At 35.5% G+C, this 16,095-nt stretch carries 14 protein-coding genes; 7 read left to right on the forward strand and 7 right to left on the reverse strand.

The window, feature by feature from the left end; translation table 11 throughout:
- Window positions 1-806: 806 nt before the first annotated feature.
- Window positions 807-929 carry a hypothetical protein gene (locus GYY69_RS12880; protein WP_255458453.1) on the forward strand — a complete coding sequence of 41 codons (123 nt, stop codon included), beginning with the start codon at window positions 807-809 and terminating at the stop codon, window positions 927-929.
- Window positions 930-956: 27 nt separating this feature from the next.
- Here GYY69_RS12880 and GYY69_RS10455 read toward each other — a convergent pair whose 3' ends face one another.
- Both GYY69_RS10455 and GYY69_RS10460 read right to left on the reverse strand, forming a co-directional pair.
- Window positions 957-1,538: a Maf family protein gene (locus tag GYY69_RS10455; RefSeq protein WP_174797617.1), complete on the reverse strand. Its 582-nt coding sequence runs from the start codon at window positions 1,536-1,538 to the stop codon at window positions 957-959.
- A 1-nt stretch (window position 1,539) separates the two neighbouring features.
- Entirely contained in the window at window positions 1,540-1,944 is a 405-nt protein-coding gene (locus tag GYY69_RS10460; RefSeq protein WP_174797618.1) for a GNAT family N-acetyltransferase, read from the reverse strand.
- 133 nt (window positions 1,945-2,077) lie between these two features.
- Here GYY69_RS10460 and GYY69_RS10465 point away from each other — a divergent pair, with 133 nt between their 5' ends.
- Together GYY69_RS10465 and GYY69_RS10470 are read left to right on the forward strand one after the other, a co-directional pair.
- Window positions 2,078-2,506 (forward strand): universal stress protein, encoded by a 429-nt coding sequence (locus GYY69_RS10465; protein ID WP_174797619.1) that lies wholly within the window; start codon window positions 2,078-2,080, stop codon window positions 2,504-2,506.
- A 735-nt stretch (window positions 2,507-3,241) separates the two neighbouring features.
- On the forward strand, window positions 3,242-4,732 hold the full coding sequence (locus tag GYY69_RS10470) for a hypothetical protein (protein ID WP_174797620.1): 1,491 nt from the start codon (window positions 3,242-3,244) through the stop codon (window positions 4,730-4,732).
- 102 nt (window positions 4,733-4,834) lie between these two features.
- Here the strand turns inward: GYY69_RS10470 and rlmKL are convergent, their stop codons facing one another.
- The 3 genes from rlmKL to GYY69_RS10485 all read right to left on the reverse strand — a co-directional run bounded on the left by rlmKL (window position 4,835) and on the right by GYY69_RS10485 (window position 9,361).
- Window positions 4,835-6,955 (reverse strand): bifunctional 23S rRNA (guanine(2069)-N(7))-methyltransferase RlmK/23S rRNA (guanine(2445)-N(2))-methyltransferase RlmL, encoded by a 2,121-nt coding sequence (gene rlmKL / locus GYY69_RS10475; protein ID WP_174797621.1) that lies wholly within the window; start codon window positions 6,953-6,955, stop codon window positions 4,835-4,837.
- Between the two features lie 368 nt (window positions 6,956-7,323).
- Window positions 7,324-7,869 (reverse strand): RNA 2'-phosphotransferase, encoded by a 546-nt coding sequence (locus GYY69_RS10480; protein ID WP_174797622.1) that lies wholly within the window; start codon window positions 7,867-7,869, stop codon window positions 7,324-7,326.
- A gap of 445 nt (window positions 7,870-8,314) precedes the next feature.
- Window positions 8,315-9,361, reverse strand: coding sequence for a LacI family DNA-binding transcriptional regulator (locus GYY69_RS10485; RefSeq protein WP_174797623.1), 1,047 nt, complete (start codon window positions 9,359-9,361; stop codon window positions 8,315-8,317).
- Window positions 9,362-9,672: 311 nt separating this feature from the next.
- On the opposite strand from GYY69_RS10485, the gene GYY69_RS10490 reads away from it, so the two are divergent.
- The 4 genes from GYY69_RS10490 (at window position 9,673) to dnaB (ending at window position 14,275) form a co-directional block, all read left to right on the forward strand.
- Complete coding sequence (locus GYY69_RS10490) at window positions 9,673-10,683, forward strand: hypothetical protein (RefSeq protein ID WP_174797624.1); 1,011 nt, start codon at window positions 9,673-9,675, stop codon at window positions 10,681-10,683.
- A gap of 321 nt (window positions 10,684-11,004) precedes the next feature.
- A complete protein-coding gene (locus tag GYY69_RS10495; RefSeq protein WP_174797625.1) occupies window positions 11,005-12,024 on the forward strand; it encodes an aspartate-semialdehyde dehydrogenase in 1,020 nt (339 codons plus the stop codon).
- Window positions 12,011-12,802, forward strand: a complete 792-nt coding sequence (gene truA / locus GYY69_RS10500) for a tRNA pseudouridine(38-40) synthase TruA (RefSeq protein WP_174797626.1) — start codon at window positions 12,011-12,013, stop codon at window positions 12,800-12,802. The genes GYY69_RS10495 and truA overlap by 14 nt, the downstream gene beginning before the upstream one ends.
- 48 nt (window positions 12,803-12,850) lie before the next feature.
- Window positions 12,851-14,275 carry a replicative DNA helicase gene (dnaB, locus tag GYY69_RS10505; RefSeq protein WP_075508148.1) on the forward strand — a complete coding sequence of 475 codons (1,425 nt, stop codon included), beginning with the start codon at window positions 12,851-12,853 and terminating at the stop codon, window positions 14,273-14,275.
- 120 nt (window positions 14,276-14,395) lie between these two features.
- Here dnaB and GYY69_RS10510 read toward each other — a convergent pair whose 3' ends face one another.
- Together GYY69_RS10510 and GYY69_RS10515 are read right to left on the reverse strand one after the other, a co-directional pair.
- Window positions 14,396-15,232 (reverse strand): metal ABC transporter permease, encoded by an 837-nt coding sequence (locus GYY69_RS10510; RefSeq protein WP_174797627.1) that lies wholly within the window; start codon window positions 15,230-15,232, stop codon window positions 14,396-14,398.
- A complete protein-coding gene (locus GYY69_RS10515; RefSeq protein WP_174797628.1) occupies window positions 15,229-16,095 on the reverse strand; it encodes a metal ABC transporter permease in 867 nt (288 codons plus the stop codon). The genes GYY69_RS10510 and GYY69_RS10515 overlap by 4 nt, the downstream gene beginning before the upstream one ends.

A 16,095-nucleotide genomic window follows, 5' to 3' on the forward strand; every position in this document is an offset into this window, starting at 1 on the left:
AAAATATCGGCTAATGTGTAGAAAAACACCGAGTTGTTTACGCTGCATGATTAAAATAATTTGCTAAAACTGCATAAGGCATTTTACCAAAAATCGCTTTATGCGTTTTTATTTAATTATGATTATTAATAAATAACTTAAGTTTTAATTTCCTATCTTTTGAACCGCTAAATATTTGCGGATAATGCCATATAACTATTAAGGGAAGTATTACGCTTTCTGCTTTTCCCCAGTTGTGTGAGTGAGTTTTTCATTTATATAAGAATTATCCCTTATTTTATTGGTGCAAAATTAGAGTAATTTTTGTAAAAAATATTCAGGATTCTATACCGTTTCATTGTAAAATTATTTTAAATTTAACTAGTTATAGATTTTAATCGATAAAGCATCAGGTTGCTTAAATGACTTGTTTAGCAAAGGTGTTTAGCCGCTATCAGTTACTGGTTTAAATAACATAACTAATTAATATTAAACAATATTTATTTAACAATTTTTTAAAACAGGTTAAATTTTACATTAAAACAGGGTATACTTTAAGGCAGCAATTCACTACCTAATTTAATGGCACTTGACTATATCCAATCACTCTTTTATCTAATCAAATGCCCAAATCAAACTAGCTTAAGTGAGGCAAAAAGTCTGCTTGAAAAAGCTAAAATAAGTCACCGACAAGATGCCTATCCTGTCATATGTCTGGTGGTGAAATGCGCCGTATTGCGATATTGTGAGCACTAATTTGTAGACCTCAAATAATTATTGCCGATGAGCCAACCAGTGATCTTGATGAAGAGAGTGCAACCGAGATTATGCAATTACTTACTCAAATTCATCAACAAGGTACAGCGTTATTGATTGTTGCTCATGATCATGATATTGCTGGTTATAGTCAAAAATTGATGAAAATATCAGCCGGACAGTTTGTTGATTGAGTTAGTAATTTATTAATTCAATTTATCCTATATTAACAGCGGATTGCAACCCATTTCGATCATAATTTTATTGAGTTTTAGTAATGGCAAGCCAACCAATGAATTAATATCATCGCCTTCTAGTTTATCAAACAGAGTAATGCCCAGTTCGTCACATTTAAAACTGCCTGCGCATTGTAGTGGCATCTCTTTAGCAATATAAGCATCAATTTCCGCATCGTTTAATGAACGAAAGGTCACTTTAAATGGTTCGCAAATGCTTGTTGATTGCATTGATTGCGTATTAATAACGGTCATTCCCGTATAAAAATAAAAGGCTTTACCACTGCTGTTTTTGAGTTGTGTGCGTGCGTTTTCAACAGTATGTGGTTTGCAAACGATTTGATTATCTAAGACACCAACTTGATCCGATCCGATAATTAAGCTATTCGGGTAGTCTGTCACTAATGATTGTGCTTTAAGTTTTGCTAGCCGAACCACCAATTGCTGAGCTGATTCGCCGACTAGCGGTGTTTCATCGCATATAGGTGGCACACAATCGAAAGGGATAGCTAATTTTTCAAGTATCTTTTTACGTGATGGTGAAGTCGAGGCTAATATGATTCTCATTTTAATTATCTCTTAAAATCCAAGCTGAAGGATGCGCATTAAAACCGATATGGGCATAATAATCAACTGCCTGTGGTGCAGCTAGTAGAGTAATTGAACATGATTTGTCAGTATTGTTTTTCACTTCTTTAATTAATTGCTTTCCGATGCCTTGTCGTTGATAATTTTCATCCACCGCGAGATCTGCCAAATAAGTGATATAAACAAAATCCGTTAAACAACGCGCAATGCCAATCAATTTATCATCATGCCAAGCAGTTACCACCAAATTAGCATTATCTAACATAGCTTGAAAGCGTACGGTATCGGTAAGTGGACGACGCTTGCCTAATGAACAATGACAATAAAGGGTGGTGGCTTGTTCGAGTGTCGGTTTGACATCAGAACGATAAATAATGCAATTCATGTTGATCTCCATCATAAAACGAATAAAAATAATTAAGGATTACATTTAAAATTAGTATCATACTAGCTAGGTAAAACCTATTCTAGTTTCGCTGAATATATAATCTAATCTATAACAAAGCAAGGAGGGGGTTATGTACAAAAAAATTTTAGTTCCTATCGATGTGCTTGAAGATGAATTAACTAAAAAAGTCATTCCACATGTAGAGTGCTTAGCCAGATTGTCTAATGCTGAAGTCATCTTTTTTCATGCCTTGCCTGTTTCATCGGCTATTATCAATGCTTATTCTTTTGGATTTGATGAATTTAAAGATCATGCAACAGTACAAACAGAACAATACCTCCATCAATTAATGGATTCGATTAATTTGCCGCATGAACATTTATCTTTTTCTATCGCATTTGGTCATCCAAGGGATGAAATCCTTGCATTAGCTGACGAAATCAAACCAGACTTAATTATTTTAGGATCACGCCGTCCTAATATTTCAACGCATCTTTTAGGATCGAATGCTGCTGGGGTGGTTCGTGGTGCTCAAACTTCGGTATTGGTGGTCAGATAGATTTTAGCTTATATGTTGAGTATGATTTTGGTTGTTATTTGCTGTTGTAATCTAAATTATTTTTAATCAGTATAGCTAGGCAAACGGGGGGAATGTACAGTAAAAATGACCCCCGTGAAAATGATTAAGTTTTTAATTTTTAGTCAATTAACGTTTAATGTTTAAAAAAAATAATCAACCAATTCACTTTATAAGGCGCTTATATCACTGCAAAAGAATTTCAATATGCTTTGAATTTTCAGGTGGTGAGTCGGTTATTAACGACGTTTGATGTTAATAGATAATTGAAAAAATAAATTAAATAAAAATATTAACTAAATTTTTGTGTGACTTTGGGTTGATATTTTATTAAGTTAGTATAAAACTCTGATATTTTTTAGTATTCAAAACCGAACTACAATAAAAAACACTAAAGCAGCCACGATGTTGATCCTTTTCTTTGATATAAATTAAAAAATTTTATAAAAGCTACATTTACAAAACCATGGCAACTTATTTATACTTTCCATAGATTTGATGAACAAAAAATTTCCATAAAATAAATATAGATTGTAATCAAGGATTGAAAGCATGCGAAGGAATAGCCGTTTGATGGCCTGTCATAAATTACAGGTAATTACAAAACAAAAACTATCCGTTTTAAGTTTTTCTAATTCGCAAATATTTTGCGATTGCCATTGCTCAAAATCAAGGTTTCTATCTTTCCTTATCAGACGACAATTTATCGGTATTAGCTTGTTATTAATTTTTAATAGCAATGTTGTAAGTGCTGTAAATACGGAAAATACCTATGTTGTAGAAACAGCTAATGTTATTATGGGTAGCGCACCTTATATAAGTTTTGATGGAGGTAGAACCAAAATATCAAGCACTGAAGATACGCTTTGGATGAGTTATAAAATGGGTAATAAAACTTTTCGATATACCCCAGCAAACAATCCCTCGTCACCACAAAATCCTATTTTATTACCAGAGTCGTTCAAAACGTTTGCCGATATTGATTCGGTCGTGCCTAAAAATCAATCAATACCGGATTGGGCAGAACTTCATGAGCAAGAAATACAATTTAATAGCCGTGACAATAGAGAATATTTTTTTGATGATGATGGCGACAAGATTAAGTCAGGAGCCGGCGAGCTAACACTAATCATAGCTGATAACGGAGATCATCTAGTTGATGAAGATTGGTGGATAAGTGAGCCTCAATTTGGTTATAAGCGTAGTGATCCTATTGATCCTTGCCGTTATAGCTATAGATTGATTTTAAAGTCTAGCATTTCATCAGTTACGACCGAATTAGGGATACCATCTGAGTCTTCAGGGGTGCCTGAAAATGTCTGGAAGCAGGACAGATGGTCTTTTGAGAAACTATTTATTGTACATGTTAAACCTACAGTTTCTAATCCCTACGTCTGTTGGGCATTTCCAATATACCAAGATCCAAGAGCTGATCATATAGGAAAGGAGTGGAAATCAGGCACTATTGATATTGACGATCCAAACGATATTTATTTGTATAGAGGGCGAAAGAGAGGGTTTTTACTGCAAAATATTAACCAGCCTTCGTCTAACTTTCCAACCATTGCCGGCGATTCTTTACAGTTTACTTTAACCGTTGCCGGTATCTTGCATAACGAACTAAGTTATAGTAAACAGCCAGCAAATTCGAATATTAATTTAACTATTAATGGCGTGGGTGAATATGATGATATTACGTACTATGGTCGATTCCCTAATGAGGCTATAATTACTCTATTAGGACCCAAAGAAGGGCAATCAGACACATCTTTCACCCCTACAACTTTTATAATTTATGCTGATAAAGCTAAAACTAAACCTATATATAGTTTTACAATCAGTCAATGGATCATTAAATCAAATTACAATCAGCCAACATTTAAAGAAAGTAGTGCATACTGTGAACGTATAGGGTATAGACTTCCGACTATACCAGAGTTAACCAATATGAAAAATCCTAAACTGGATTGGAATCAAGGTTATCCTCCTAGTCGTGAGGAATATGTGGCTCAAGCTCAACTTAAAGGGGGATTCTATCCTGAATGGGGGAGTCGAGAATTATGGCGACTTCCTTGGGGATCAAATACTGAGGTTTGGGTAAGCAATCATCATAAAAATGATAACTATTACTTAGTTGATTCGTATGGACGAATATCTTCAAAGCCAATGACAGCAAAAGCGGGACGGACGTTTTGTATCTCACCGTAATATTGAAAAGGTAGTTTTTCTGCAATAAAAAAAACGAATAAAATTTATTTGGTTATCATTTTAATTTTTAGATGAAATCAACCGCCATGTAGGCGGTTTCATTTATTGATGTTTCACAATAAAACAACAGTGAATCTGTTTGTTACGTTTAAAATCAAGCGATAGCGTTTTATTGGTAATTTCTTGATAGGTTAAACCTAGGTTTTGCATACCAACACTATCCATTTTAAAACCACGCTTATTATTCGAAAAGATAATTGTTCCATTAGGACGTAACAAGCGTTTTAAATCGGTCATCAATTTTAGGTGATCACGCTGAACATCAAAGGTTTCGTGCATGCGTTTCGAGTTTGAAAATGTAGGCGGATCGATAAAAATTAAATCGAATTGCTCATCAGCCTGAGATAAATAGAGCAAACAATCAGCCTGAATTAATCGATGTTTTTTACCCGTTAAACCGTTTTGTTTTAAATTGCGATCAGCCCATTCCAAATAGGTGCGTGACATATCGACCGTGGTGGTTGATTTTGCTCCGCCAAGTCCGGCATAAACTGTTGCGCTACCTGTATAGGCAAATAGATTTAAAAAGTCCTTGCCGGCACTCATTTCACCAATCATTTTTCGTGCTAAGCGATGATCTAAAAACAAGCCGGTATCTAAATAATCGGTCACATTGACCCAAAATGCGGTTTTGCGTTGATTAATTGGGTATTCATGTACTAAAAAATAGTCCTGCTTTTGCTCAAGCTTTTGGTATTGCTGTTTACCTTTTTGCTTTTCACGCGTTTTTAATACTAGCTGATCGGCAGTAAGTTCAAGTACTGACATGGTTGCATTGATAATATCAAAAAGTCGCTGGCGCGTTTTTTGTGGATCAATATTTTTAGGTGCGGCATATTCTTGCATTACTATTTTATCTTTATAACGATCGATAGCAACGTTGTATTCAGGTAAATCCGCATCATAAAGTCGATAGCATTCTAGCTGTTCTTGAGCCGCCCATTTTTCTAACTTTTGTCTATTTTTGCGTAATCGATTAGCAAAGTCTGTAGCTGGCAACGTTGGATTATTGATTGGATGTTCAGTGTTACGCTGAGCAATGACATAATTTTTTTGTATACAGTCCAGCGGACCATTTTTGGCTTTGAATTGTCTGTCTGCTCGCATTTGTAAGCAATCTAATAATTGTGGTGCGCCGCTAAATAGCGATAATTTCCACCCACCAAAATTTTGTTTAATTTGTTGACCGAGTGCCGTATGCAAAGCAATAAGTGCTGGCTCACTTTCTAAGCGTTCGCCATAAGGTGGATTGCTAATAATCATACCGGTTGTTTGTGCTAGTAATGGATTACTTAATTGCGTTACATCTTGCACTGAAAACGTAATTAAATCACCCACACCTGCTTGGATGGCATTTTGTTTGGCGCGTTCAAGTACTGCTGAGTTATTATCGTAACCAATAAAAGGGGTATTGGGTTTGCAAACATTTTGTTTGGCTGAAAATAATAGCTCATTCCATAAAGTTGGATTAAAGCCTTTCCAAGCAAAAAATCCCCATTGTTTGCGTTGTAATCCCGGTGGGATTTTTGATGCAATCATAGCGGCTTCAATCAGTAGCGTGCCCGAACCACACATTGGGTCAAGTAATGGTTCATCACTTTGCCAACCTGAACGCATAATAATGGCAGCAGCAAGGGTCTCTTTTAATGGTGCTTGCCCCGTTTGCTGGCGATAACCACGCTCATGTAAGCTATTACCACTCAAATCTAAAGACAGTGTGACATGGTTTTTATTTAAATAAGCATGAAGCCGAATATCTGGATCTTGCTTTGCTACATTGGGTCGTTGGTTGGTATTACGTAAAAAATGATCGACAATAGCATCTTTGATCTTAAGTGCACCATATTGGCTATTACGAATAAACTCATTAACACCAACAAAGTTAATCACAAAAGCGTTATCGACAGCAAAAATATCAGTCCATTTAATATTGAACACGCAAGAATACAGATCTAAATCGCTATAGATATCAAATTCGGCTATTGGCAATAAAATACGCGATGCTAAACGTGACCATAATAGTGATTGATATAAAGTTGTTTCGTTGGCATCAAAATAGACACCGCCTTGCGTAATCTTACAATTGGTTGAACCAATTTGTTCTAACTCTTTTTTTAATAACTCTTCAAGCCCGCGAGATGTGCTGGCAAATAGCGTTTTCATGCATAATCCACTTTACAATAAAATTGCTGGCATTATACCGACTAATTGCAATAGTGGGAAATAAAGGCTGAATTTAACAAGAATATTGTTTAATGAGTGATAATAATTTTGTAAGGAAGTTTAATGAAATCTATACATTTAAGTACAGATAAAATTTGTAATTTTACTTATCAAAAAATATTTGATAAGTGCATTGATTTTATTTTTTTGTGGATTCTGGAGGTTGCACTGTTTTAGAGAGTAATGACAATACTTTTCCATTCTCAAGATAGGGTGATAGTGGTAGTTTTTATAATTTTGATGACAAATAGTCAAAACAAGCCAAAGCAGAATCAGCCCAATATAAAGCTGATAGGGCTGAATTAGGTTTAGTCAAATATTAAAAAGTCAGTATGAACATTATTGGTTAACCAAACGCCATTATCAGCTAGATAAAACTTAAAGCCTTGTTGATGCATTAGTAAGGCTTTTACCTTTAATACAATAGATTTACCGTGGCGTTTCCCTACAGTATTAGCTGTCTGTTCATTAATAGATAAATGGACATAATGGCGATCACCTGCAATTAATCCTTGTTTTTTTATTGAATCAATAAAGCGCGTTGCTGTGCCATGATATAAAAATTCAGGTGGCACCTGTTCAACATATTTAATTTTAACTTGTTGAGTTGAATGTCCTTGTGCTGCGCGTATTTTTAAACCATCTTCTGAAATCGTAAAACGTCTTTTATCGCTTGTTTTGACAACTTCTTCGATTAATTCTTTGGTAAGTGATTCACCATGTTGATTAGCTTGTAGGATCAAGATATTAATATCGACCCATCCTTCAGTATCTAAGGTTATACCAATAGTTTCTGGTTGATGTCTTAAAATATAACTTAAAAATTTACTTGTTTTATTTAATTGATTGTTCATGTTTTATATCCTTTATTCTTCCTATCAACTATTATAGATCTTATCAATCCCTTTAAATACTCGTAAGTCATACCCATTTATAGTGGATTGTGGTTTAGGGATAGGCTTGTTCCCTTGAGCTATATAACTGACAACATAAAACTTGATACTGATATTAATTGCATTCCTTTTGCAATGGGTGGCTTTCCCTTTTGCATATCCAATCAATAAATCATTTAAAAACAAATATTTTTTATTTTAACGGTATAGAATCCTGAATTATTTTTACATGTGCGGTATCAGAAGGCACGATTGTTATTTGCAGTGAAGACGATCAAACGCATTTGGTAAGTAAAATGGGTATGAAACGTTAATCATGCCCAATTGCATAGTTTAAATCTACAAGGCAAGTTCCACAACCGACGTTAATCAAAATAAGTTTAGTAAAAAACGAGCATCTCAAACATTAATAAAACATCGATTCAGCGTTAATGATTGTACAATGTTTAATGGGTTTTATTGTGCCTTTAATAATGTCACACAGTAAGGTGGCTGACTGTTTACCCATTTTAAACAAAGGTTTACAAATTTTGCATAAACTATCTAACTCATTGTATTTAAGTTCTTTAGAGGCACTAAAATACGATATCGTAAGTGGTTTAGTCAGTTTTGCTTTACTTTCATTGGCTTGATGTAATGTTCCCAAAACCATGCAATTAGGTGATCGATGATGTTGATCTTTAAAATGATTTTCGTGTAAGTAATTTAAGCTAAAGTTATCGGCACAAATCACAGCAGTGGGTGTTTTTGTGCCGTTTATTAATTTTTTAATAGCTGATCTAGCATGTTGATAGGTAAAGCAGCCTTGAATAATATACCTGGGTTCGATAGTAATATTTGCGCGTAACAAAGCTTGCTTATAACCTTGCTGCAAAAGTACTGAATTCATCGTTTTGTCATCATTAAGTAAAATGGCAATTTGGTTATGATGATTATCAATCAAATATTGCGTCATTTGATACCCAATGAATAAATGGTCAAAGTGAACACAAACAAAATCAAGTGAAAAATGATTAACTAATACAATGGGGGGTAATGTGCTTTTATAAGAGAACAGTGTTTTTAAGTATGGGGCATCATTGATAATAATAATCCCATCAAAGGCATTTTGTGCCACATAACGAATAATATGATGAATATCACTTTTTTTATTATAAGGAAACTGCAGATAAAACAGTTGATACTGTTCTTCTTTTAAAACTTGCTCTAAACCAATATTGATTAAGCTTTTTGAAAACAGTTGGTTATCAATAATTAATATTTTTTTACTATTATGTATTGGTTGATAGGGGTTGAAGTTTTTTGATGTGTCCATATTTAACGCCTCAATAGCTTGATAAACACGTAACTGAGTTTGAGGCGATGTCAAATGTGGCTTTTTTAACACTCGAGAAACTGAAGCAACAGAAATATTGGCTTTTTTGGCAATCGTTGATAGGGTAATTTTTGTCATAATTACGCTTAAAAGTGGATTAAAGTGACTTATTACTTTACCGATATCAGGTTGATTTGTAAGCGATCAAATTTTGTTTTGTCGATCTATGTTCCAAAATATCTATGACAGATATCTAAAGAAGTTTAAATGGATATGTTTTATTAAAGCATGGCATAAATAATATAACCATATTATATAGTGTGGACGATCTACTTACTTGAATAAAAGAATGATTATTAAAAATTTAGATACAGATTAGTGTTTTATTCTATTAACAAAAAAGATAGAATCAAGCCATACTAAAATAAAATGGATAAAAGGAATTTTATATGAAACTGAAATTTTTATTGGGTGCAATTTTATTTATGTTTAGTTATTGTGCCTGGGGGCAATTACTTGATATTAACCCTAAATATCGTGGTGAACCATTTTTTATGAGTGTTGATATGCACCAATTGCAACAAGATTGCGCTAGAAACGAAGATGAATATCATCAACTCGATAAAAAAGAAAAGCTAAAATATGATAGCCGTTGCCCACTCAACAATTTGAAATTTGATTTTAAACAGTTAGATAAATTAATCGATGATGATCCTATTGTCTATAATGGTAATGATTTTCAACTAAAATTAAGCATTAGCCCAACTAATCCTAAGAATAAAAACGAGGAAGATTTACCTAATTCAGGGCGAGATATTACGTTATCTTTAATCAGCAAAAATCAGGTAATTGATAAGCTTTTTTTAGCAAATAACTCTTTTTCTAATAATCCTACTCTTTGGAATGGCTATCAGCATTACTATATTGCCCCAAGTGGCGATATTTACACATTATTGTCAATAAAATCAGAACCGATTGAGTCTGAGTTAGGGACGTTTCCTACATTATGGAAGCATTACAATATTGACTCGAGTAATATGAAATTTGGGCTTAAAGAAATGCAAATTAACATGCCAGAAGCAACTTATCAAATTATTTATCCTAACCAATTTAATACTAAATTTCACGAAGGTGCTGTTGAATATGGTTTAACATTAGAAGAGTCCATTGCACTGTTTAATCAATCAGCTAAAAATGGATCTTCTGATTATAGTCTTGATTTTAGAGTCTATCGTTATTATCAAGATCAGCTAAAAGAGAAAGTAAAGCAGCTTGATAATAAAAAACAACAGCAAGATTCATTGCTGGCATTGGAACAAAATATAAATACAGCGTGTTTAATTACACCAGCGCCGATTTATGAAAGTGATATTGAACCTTATTTAGATAAAGTTTTGACTTGCTTAATTGATCAACATCGGCAGGCAATCAAACACGTGGAAGATGAGTTAGCCAATTAGTATTATTTGGCAATCAATATAATAAGTAAGTATAAATTTTATTAGTAAAGATAATTCGTTATTGGTGAAGACTAAAAAATTCTCTTATTTGTTTGAATAGTCAAATAACCTGTGAAAATGTAAACTGCTAAATTCATTTTCGAGTATTATCAAAAGCTCAGTATCAACAAAGCCATCTTAATGATGGCTTATCGTTTTAATGTTCAGAATCACAGTCAATTGAAATCTATTCATCTAATGCTATTGTCATGTATCTTTTTCCGCTATCTTTGACAATATAGTGATATAATTACCGCTAAATTTTTTATTGGGTTTATAAATATGTCTGCATGGAATATTGCTATTGTGGGGGCGACAGGCCAAGTTGGCTCTGCGCTAGTTGAGTTGCTACAGCAACGTAGTTTACAAGACGGTAGTCTAAAAATTGAAAATCTCTATCTAGTAGGTAGCGATAACAGTGCTGGTGAAATTGTTCGTTTTGCTGGCAAAAATTTAACAGTGATTGACAGTACACAAATGGACTGGAGCGAGTGCCATTTTGCTTTTTTTGTTGCTGATGCTAAAACCAGTGAAAAGTATGCGCAAGTCGCAGCACAATCGGGGTGTATAGTGATTGATGCAAGTGGTTATTTTGCTCAGCAAGATCATATTCCATTAGTGGTACCTAAAGTTAATAATAGTGTATTGACCGAATACCGTAATGAAAACATTATCGCCGTTGCTAGTGCCACTGTATGTCAGTTGTTGCGTTGTGTTGCTTCGTTAACTGATATGGAATTATTAACAAATTTACATGCGACTAGTTTTATCCCAGCATCATTGTATGGCAAATCTGGCGTGGATGAACTGGCAGGGCAAAGTGCTCGCTTGTTAAATGGTATGCCGGTTGATAATCAACTGTTTGATAAGCAATTAGCTTTTAATCTATTACCGGTATCGCACGAACATCACGATGCAATACTCGGAGAAAAATCCCAAGTTGATCAAATCCGTAAAGTATTGAGTAATTATGAACTTCCTGTCTCTATCGAGTCAGTGATTGTGCCCGTGTTTTATGGCGTGTCACAAGCCATTAATGTATCAAGTAGTTTGCCAATTGAATTAGATATGGCACGCTTTGATGAATTTGGTGTTGAAGTGCAAGGCGATAATTTGCCAACGCCAGTGACCGAAGTCAGTACCGAATCAGAACACAATTTGGTTATAAAATTGGCGAATTTAAGACACAGTTATGGTCATTATGAACAAATTCAATTTTGGTCAGTGGCCGATAATATCCGTTATTTAGGGGCATTGATGTTAATTGAGACGCTTGAGATACTGATTAATGACTACCTGTAAAATTGCCCTGGGTATTGAATATGATGGCAGTGGTTATTTTGGCTGGCAACGCCAGCAATCTGTCGATTCTATTCAAGAGCGGCTAGAATCTGCGTTATCCATTATTGCTAATGCGCCAATCAACGTATTTTGCGCCGGTCGAACCGATGCTGGCGTGCATGCGACAGGACAAGTAGTGCATTTTGAAACCCAAGCTGCGCGTTCACCGAGCGCTTGGACAATGGGGGTTAATTCGCATTTACCTGATAATATTGCCGTGCGCTGGTCACAAATAGTTGAGGATAGTTTTCATGCAAGGTTTAGTGCGACAGCTCGACGTTACCGTTATGTGATCTATAATCATCGCTATCGCCCTGCGATTTTAGCTAAAGGGGTGTCACATTATTATTTGCCATTAAACGAAATATTAATGCACCAAGCTGCGCAGTATTTATTAGGTGAAAACGACTTTTCATCATTTCGAGCGGCTCAATGCCAATCAAGAACGCCTTGGCGTAATATTCATCACATTGAAGTGATAAGACAAGGTGCATATATTATTGTTGATATTAAAGCCAATGCATTTGTGCACCATATGGTACGCAATATTGTGGGGAGTTTACTTGAAGTTGGTGCGGGTAATCAGCGTCCAGAGTGGATTGATGAACTTTTGCAAGCTAAGGACAGAACGCAAGCTGCCGCAACAGCAAAACCAGAAGGATTATATTTAGTTCAGGTGGATTATCCATCCGAATACCAAATACCCGATCCGAGTTTAGGTCCATTATTTTTAAAATAAGCAACGTAGCTTAGCAATAAATTCAATTTAGAACAAAAGATGAATGTAATGAATACTGATCGAACAAGCACAAACAAAGATTATAAAAATCAAGATACGAAAAAATCAAATCTGCACAATATCAAGCTTCCACCGCACTCGATCGAAGCTGAACAAGCGGTACTGGGTAGCTTGATGCTTGATAATCAACGTTGGGATGCGGTATCTGAAATGATCACTGAGCGGGATTTTTACTCACGTCATCATCAATTGATTTTTTCTGAAATGCATACCTTGGTTAGCAAAGGGACACCAATTGATTTAATTACCCTTTCTGAAAGTCTTGAAAGTAAAGACCTATTAGCCGATGTAGGTGGTTTTGCTTATTTGGCGGAGCTTTCTAAAAACACGCCAAGTGCGATTAATGTTGTTGCTTATAGCGATATTATTCGCCAACAAGCGATTTTGCGGGAATTAATCAGCGCATCAAATGATATTGCTGATAACTGTTATGCCACCGAAGGGCGCGATAGTACCGAAATTTTAGACTTGGCGGAAAGTAAAATCTTCCAAATTGCTGAAAGCCGGACTAAACAAGGCGAAGGCCCAAAAAGTATTACCGAAGTCTTAGAAGCAACGGTAGCTAAGATCGAAGAATTGTTCCAACGCCCGCATGATGGTGTGACAGGGGTTTCAACCGGTTATATTGATTTAGATAAAAAAACGGCTGGTTTACAGCGTTCTGATTTAATTATTATTGCAGCAAGGCCATCAATGGGTAAAACCACATTTGCCATGAATTTGTGTGAAAATGCTGCCCTAGAGCAAGAAAAGCCAGTATTAATATTCAGCTTAGAAATGCCATCAGAACAAATTATGATGCGTATGTTAGCGTCACTTTCGCGTGTTGACCAAACCCGAATTAGAACAGGGCAACTACAAGACGATGATTGGGCAAGAATTTCAAGCACTATGGGCTTATTGCTGGAAAAGAAAAATATCTATATTGATGATTCATCAGGCTTAACGCCAATGGAGTTACGCTCAAGAGCCAGACGTATTTATCGTGAGCATAAAGGGTTAAGTATGATTATGGTCGATTACTTACAATTAATGCGTGTGCCGAATATTTCTGAAAACCGAACATTAGAAATTGCCGAAATATCGCGCTCACTAAAAGCCTTGGCGAAAGAGTTACAAATTCCTGTTGTTGCACTTTCACAGCTTAACCGTAGCTTAGAGCAACGTGCTGATAAAAGACCGGTTAACTCAGATTTACGTGAATCGGGATCTATTGAACAAGATGCCGATGTGATTATGTTTATCTATCGTGACGAGGTGTATAACGAAGCATCTGAACATAAAGGTATTGCCGAAATCATTTTAGGAAAACAACGAAACGGTCCAATTGGTAAAGTACGATTAAAATTCCAAGGTCAGTTTTCACGTTTTGATAATTATGCAGATAACAGTAAATATCTGGATGATGAGTAAAAATTAAAAGTAATAAGCATCAATAACAGCGTAAATAGGGTTACAACTCTATTTACGCTGTTTTTTATCGCCATTAAAAAGCAGTTTTAAAAGCGGTTTCAATAGTAGAAAAAAATCACTTTAACGGTGCACTTTTTTGTGAGCAACAAACATATAAGTTTGGGCAAATAAAAAAAGAGTTGCTTGTAAAATAACGATACAAGCGCTGGTTGACGCATCTACATAGTAACTTATCAAGGTTCCCATCACCGTTGAAAATGTCGAAACCAATACGGCAATCACTAACATCCATTCAAAGCGTTTACTTAACGAAAAAGCAGTTATGCCCGGTGCTATCAACATCGCAATAACTAAAATCATCCCAGCGACTTTTAATGATCCTACAATAGTTAAAGCCAGAACACTCAACAAACCGTAATGTAGTAACTTAACGGGTAGTCCTACAACTTTAGCCTGCACAGGATCGAAGCAATAGAGCATCAGATCACGGCGTTTAATAATAATTAAAAGCGACACAATTACAGCAATAAAGATGATCTGTTTAAGCTCGTCATAACTGGTGCCAAGCACACTACCAAATAGAATATGATTTAAATGTTGCGACGTATCCACCTTAGAAAATAATACTAAACCGAAAGCAAACATCCCTGAAAACACAATCCCCATGACCGTATCTTCTTTGATGCGACTGTTTTCTTTAATATAACCTGTTGCAACCGAGCAAAATAGACCTGAAGCAAAAGCACCAATGATAATCGGGATACCTGCTACATATGCCAGCACAATGCCGGGTAAAACCGCATGCGAAATCGCATCCCCCATTAACGACCAGCCTTTTAACACTAAAAAACAAGATAGTAGGGCACACACAATACCGGTTGCTAACGAAGCTAAGATTGCGCGTTGAATAAGAGGAAGAGTAAGCGGATAATAGATATATTCCCAAAACTCTGTCATACCTGCCTCCCCTTATGTAAACGGCTTTGGCGGATCCTAAGGCGATTTACAATTAACCCTTGCTGCGGAGCAAATAAGAATGCAGCAATAAATATTAGCGTTTGCAACGTAACAATAACGCCACCAGTTTCACCATTTAAAAAGTAACTGATCCAAGCACCAATAGCACTTGTTACAGCGCCAATTAGCACCGAAATAATCAATAAGTGCGAAAATCGGTTAGTCAATAAGTAAGCGGTTGCACCAGGTGTAACAACCATAGCAATTACTAAAATGGCGCCAACAGTTTGCAGTGCCGCAACAGTGCAGGCGCTTAAAATGGTAAAAAATAGGATTTTTAATGGTAGTGGTTTTAATCCAATGGATCGGGCATGGGTTTCATCAAAAAAAACGACTAACAAATCCTTCCAAAAAAAGAAAAGTAATATAAATGACACCAAAATAATGATTTGCACTTGCCACATATCACTATCATCAATCCCTAGAATATTACCAAATATAATGGTTTGCGCATTGATTGATGTTGGATTGAGCGAAATAATTAACAAACCGACAGCAAAAAAGGTTGAAAAGATAAAACCGATAATGGCATCTGCTTTTAATCGCGTAAAGGCACGTACGAGCGTAATTGCCAGTGCAGCGAGTAATCCGGTAAAAAAAGCACCAACAGAATAAGGCACCCCCAACGCATAAGCCCCTGCAACTCCCGGCACAACAGAATGCGAAAGCGCATCGCCCATGAGTGACCAACCTTTTAACATTAAAAAAGCCGATAAAAAAGCACAGGCAGCACCCACAATACTACTTACCCAAATTGCTTTTAACATAAAACCGTAGGTGAATGGTTCAAGTAACAGTTCCAT

It is taken from the genome of Gilliamella sp. ESL0250 (assembly GCF_013345045.1).
GTDB classification, from domain to species: Bacteria; Pseudomonadota; Gammaproteobacteria; order Enterobacterales; family Orbaceae; genus Gilliamella; species Gilliamella apicola_H.

Excerpts from the sequence above, each read along its gene's own strand:
- GYY69_RS12880 (WP_255458453.1), top strand. The coding sequence starts at position 807 with ATGCAATTACTTACTCAAATTCATCAACAAGGTACAGCGTTATTGATT.
- GYY69_RS10455 (WP_174797617.1), bottom strand. The coding sequence starts at position 1,538 with ATGAGAATCATATTAGCCTCGACTTCACCATCACGTAAAAAGATACTT.
- GYY69_RS10460 (WP_174797618.1), bottom strand. The coding sequence starts at position 1,944 with ATGAATTGCATTATTTATCGTTCTGATGTCAAACCGACACTCGAACAA.
- GYY69_RS10465 (WP_174797619.1), top strand. The coding sequence starts at position 2,078 with ATGTACAAAAAAATTTTAGTTCCTATCGATGTGCTTGAAGATGAATTA.
- rlmKL (WP_174797621.1), bottom strand. The coding sequence starts at position 6,955 with ATGAAAACGCTATTTGCCAGCACATCTCGCGGGCTTGAAGAGTTATTA.
- GYY69_RS10480 (WP_174797622.1), bottom strand. The coding sequence starts at position 7,869 with ATGAACAATCAATTAAATAAAACAAGTAAATTTTTAAGTTATATTTTA.
- GYY69_RS10485 (WP_174797623.1), bottom strand. The coding sequence starts at position 9,361 with ATGACAAAAATTACCCTATCAACGATTGCCAAAAAAGCCAATATTTCT.
- GYY69_RS10490 (WP_174797624.1), top strand. The coding sequence starts at position 9,673 with ATGAAACTGAAATTTTTATTGGGTGCAATTTTATTTATGTTTAGTTAT.
- GYY69_RS10495 (WP_174797625.1), top strand. The coding sequence starts at position 11,005 with ATGTCTGCATGGAATATTGCTATTGTGGGGGCGACAGGCCAAGTTGGC.
- truA (WP_174797626.1), top strand. The coding sequence starts at position 12,011 with ATGACTACCTGTAAAATTGCCCTGGGTATTGAATATGATGGCAGTGGT.
- dnaB (WP_075508148.1), top strand. The coding sequence starts at position 12,851 with ATGAATACTGATCGAACAAGCACAAACAAAGATTATAAAAATCAAGAT.
- GYY69_RS10510 (WP_174797627.1), bottom strand. The coding sequence starts at position 15,232 with ATGACAGAGTTTTGGGAATATATCTATTATCCGCTTACTCTTCCTCTT.
- GYY69_RS10515 (WP_174797628.1), bottom strand. The coding sequence starts at position 16,095 with ATGGAACTGTTACTTGAACCATTCACCTACGGTTTTATGTTAAAAGCA.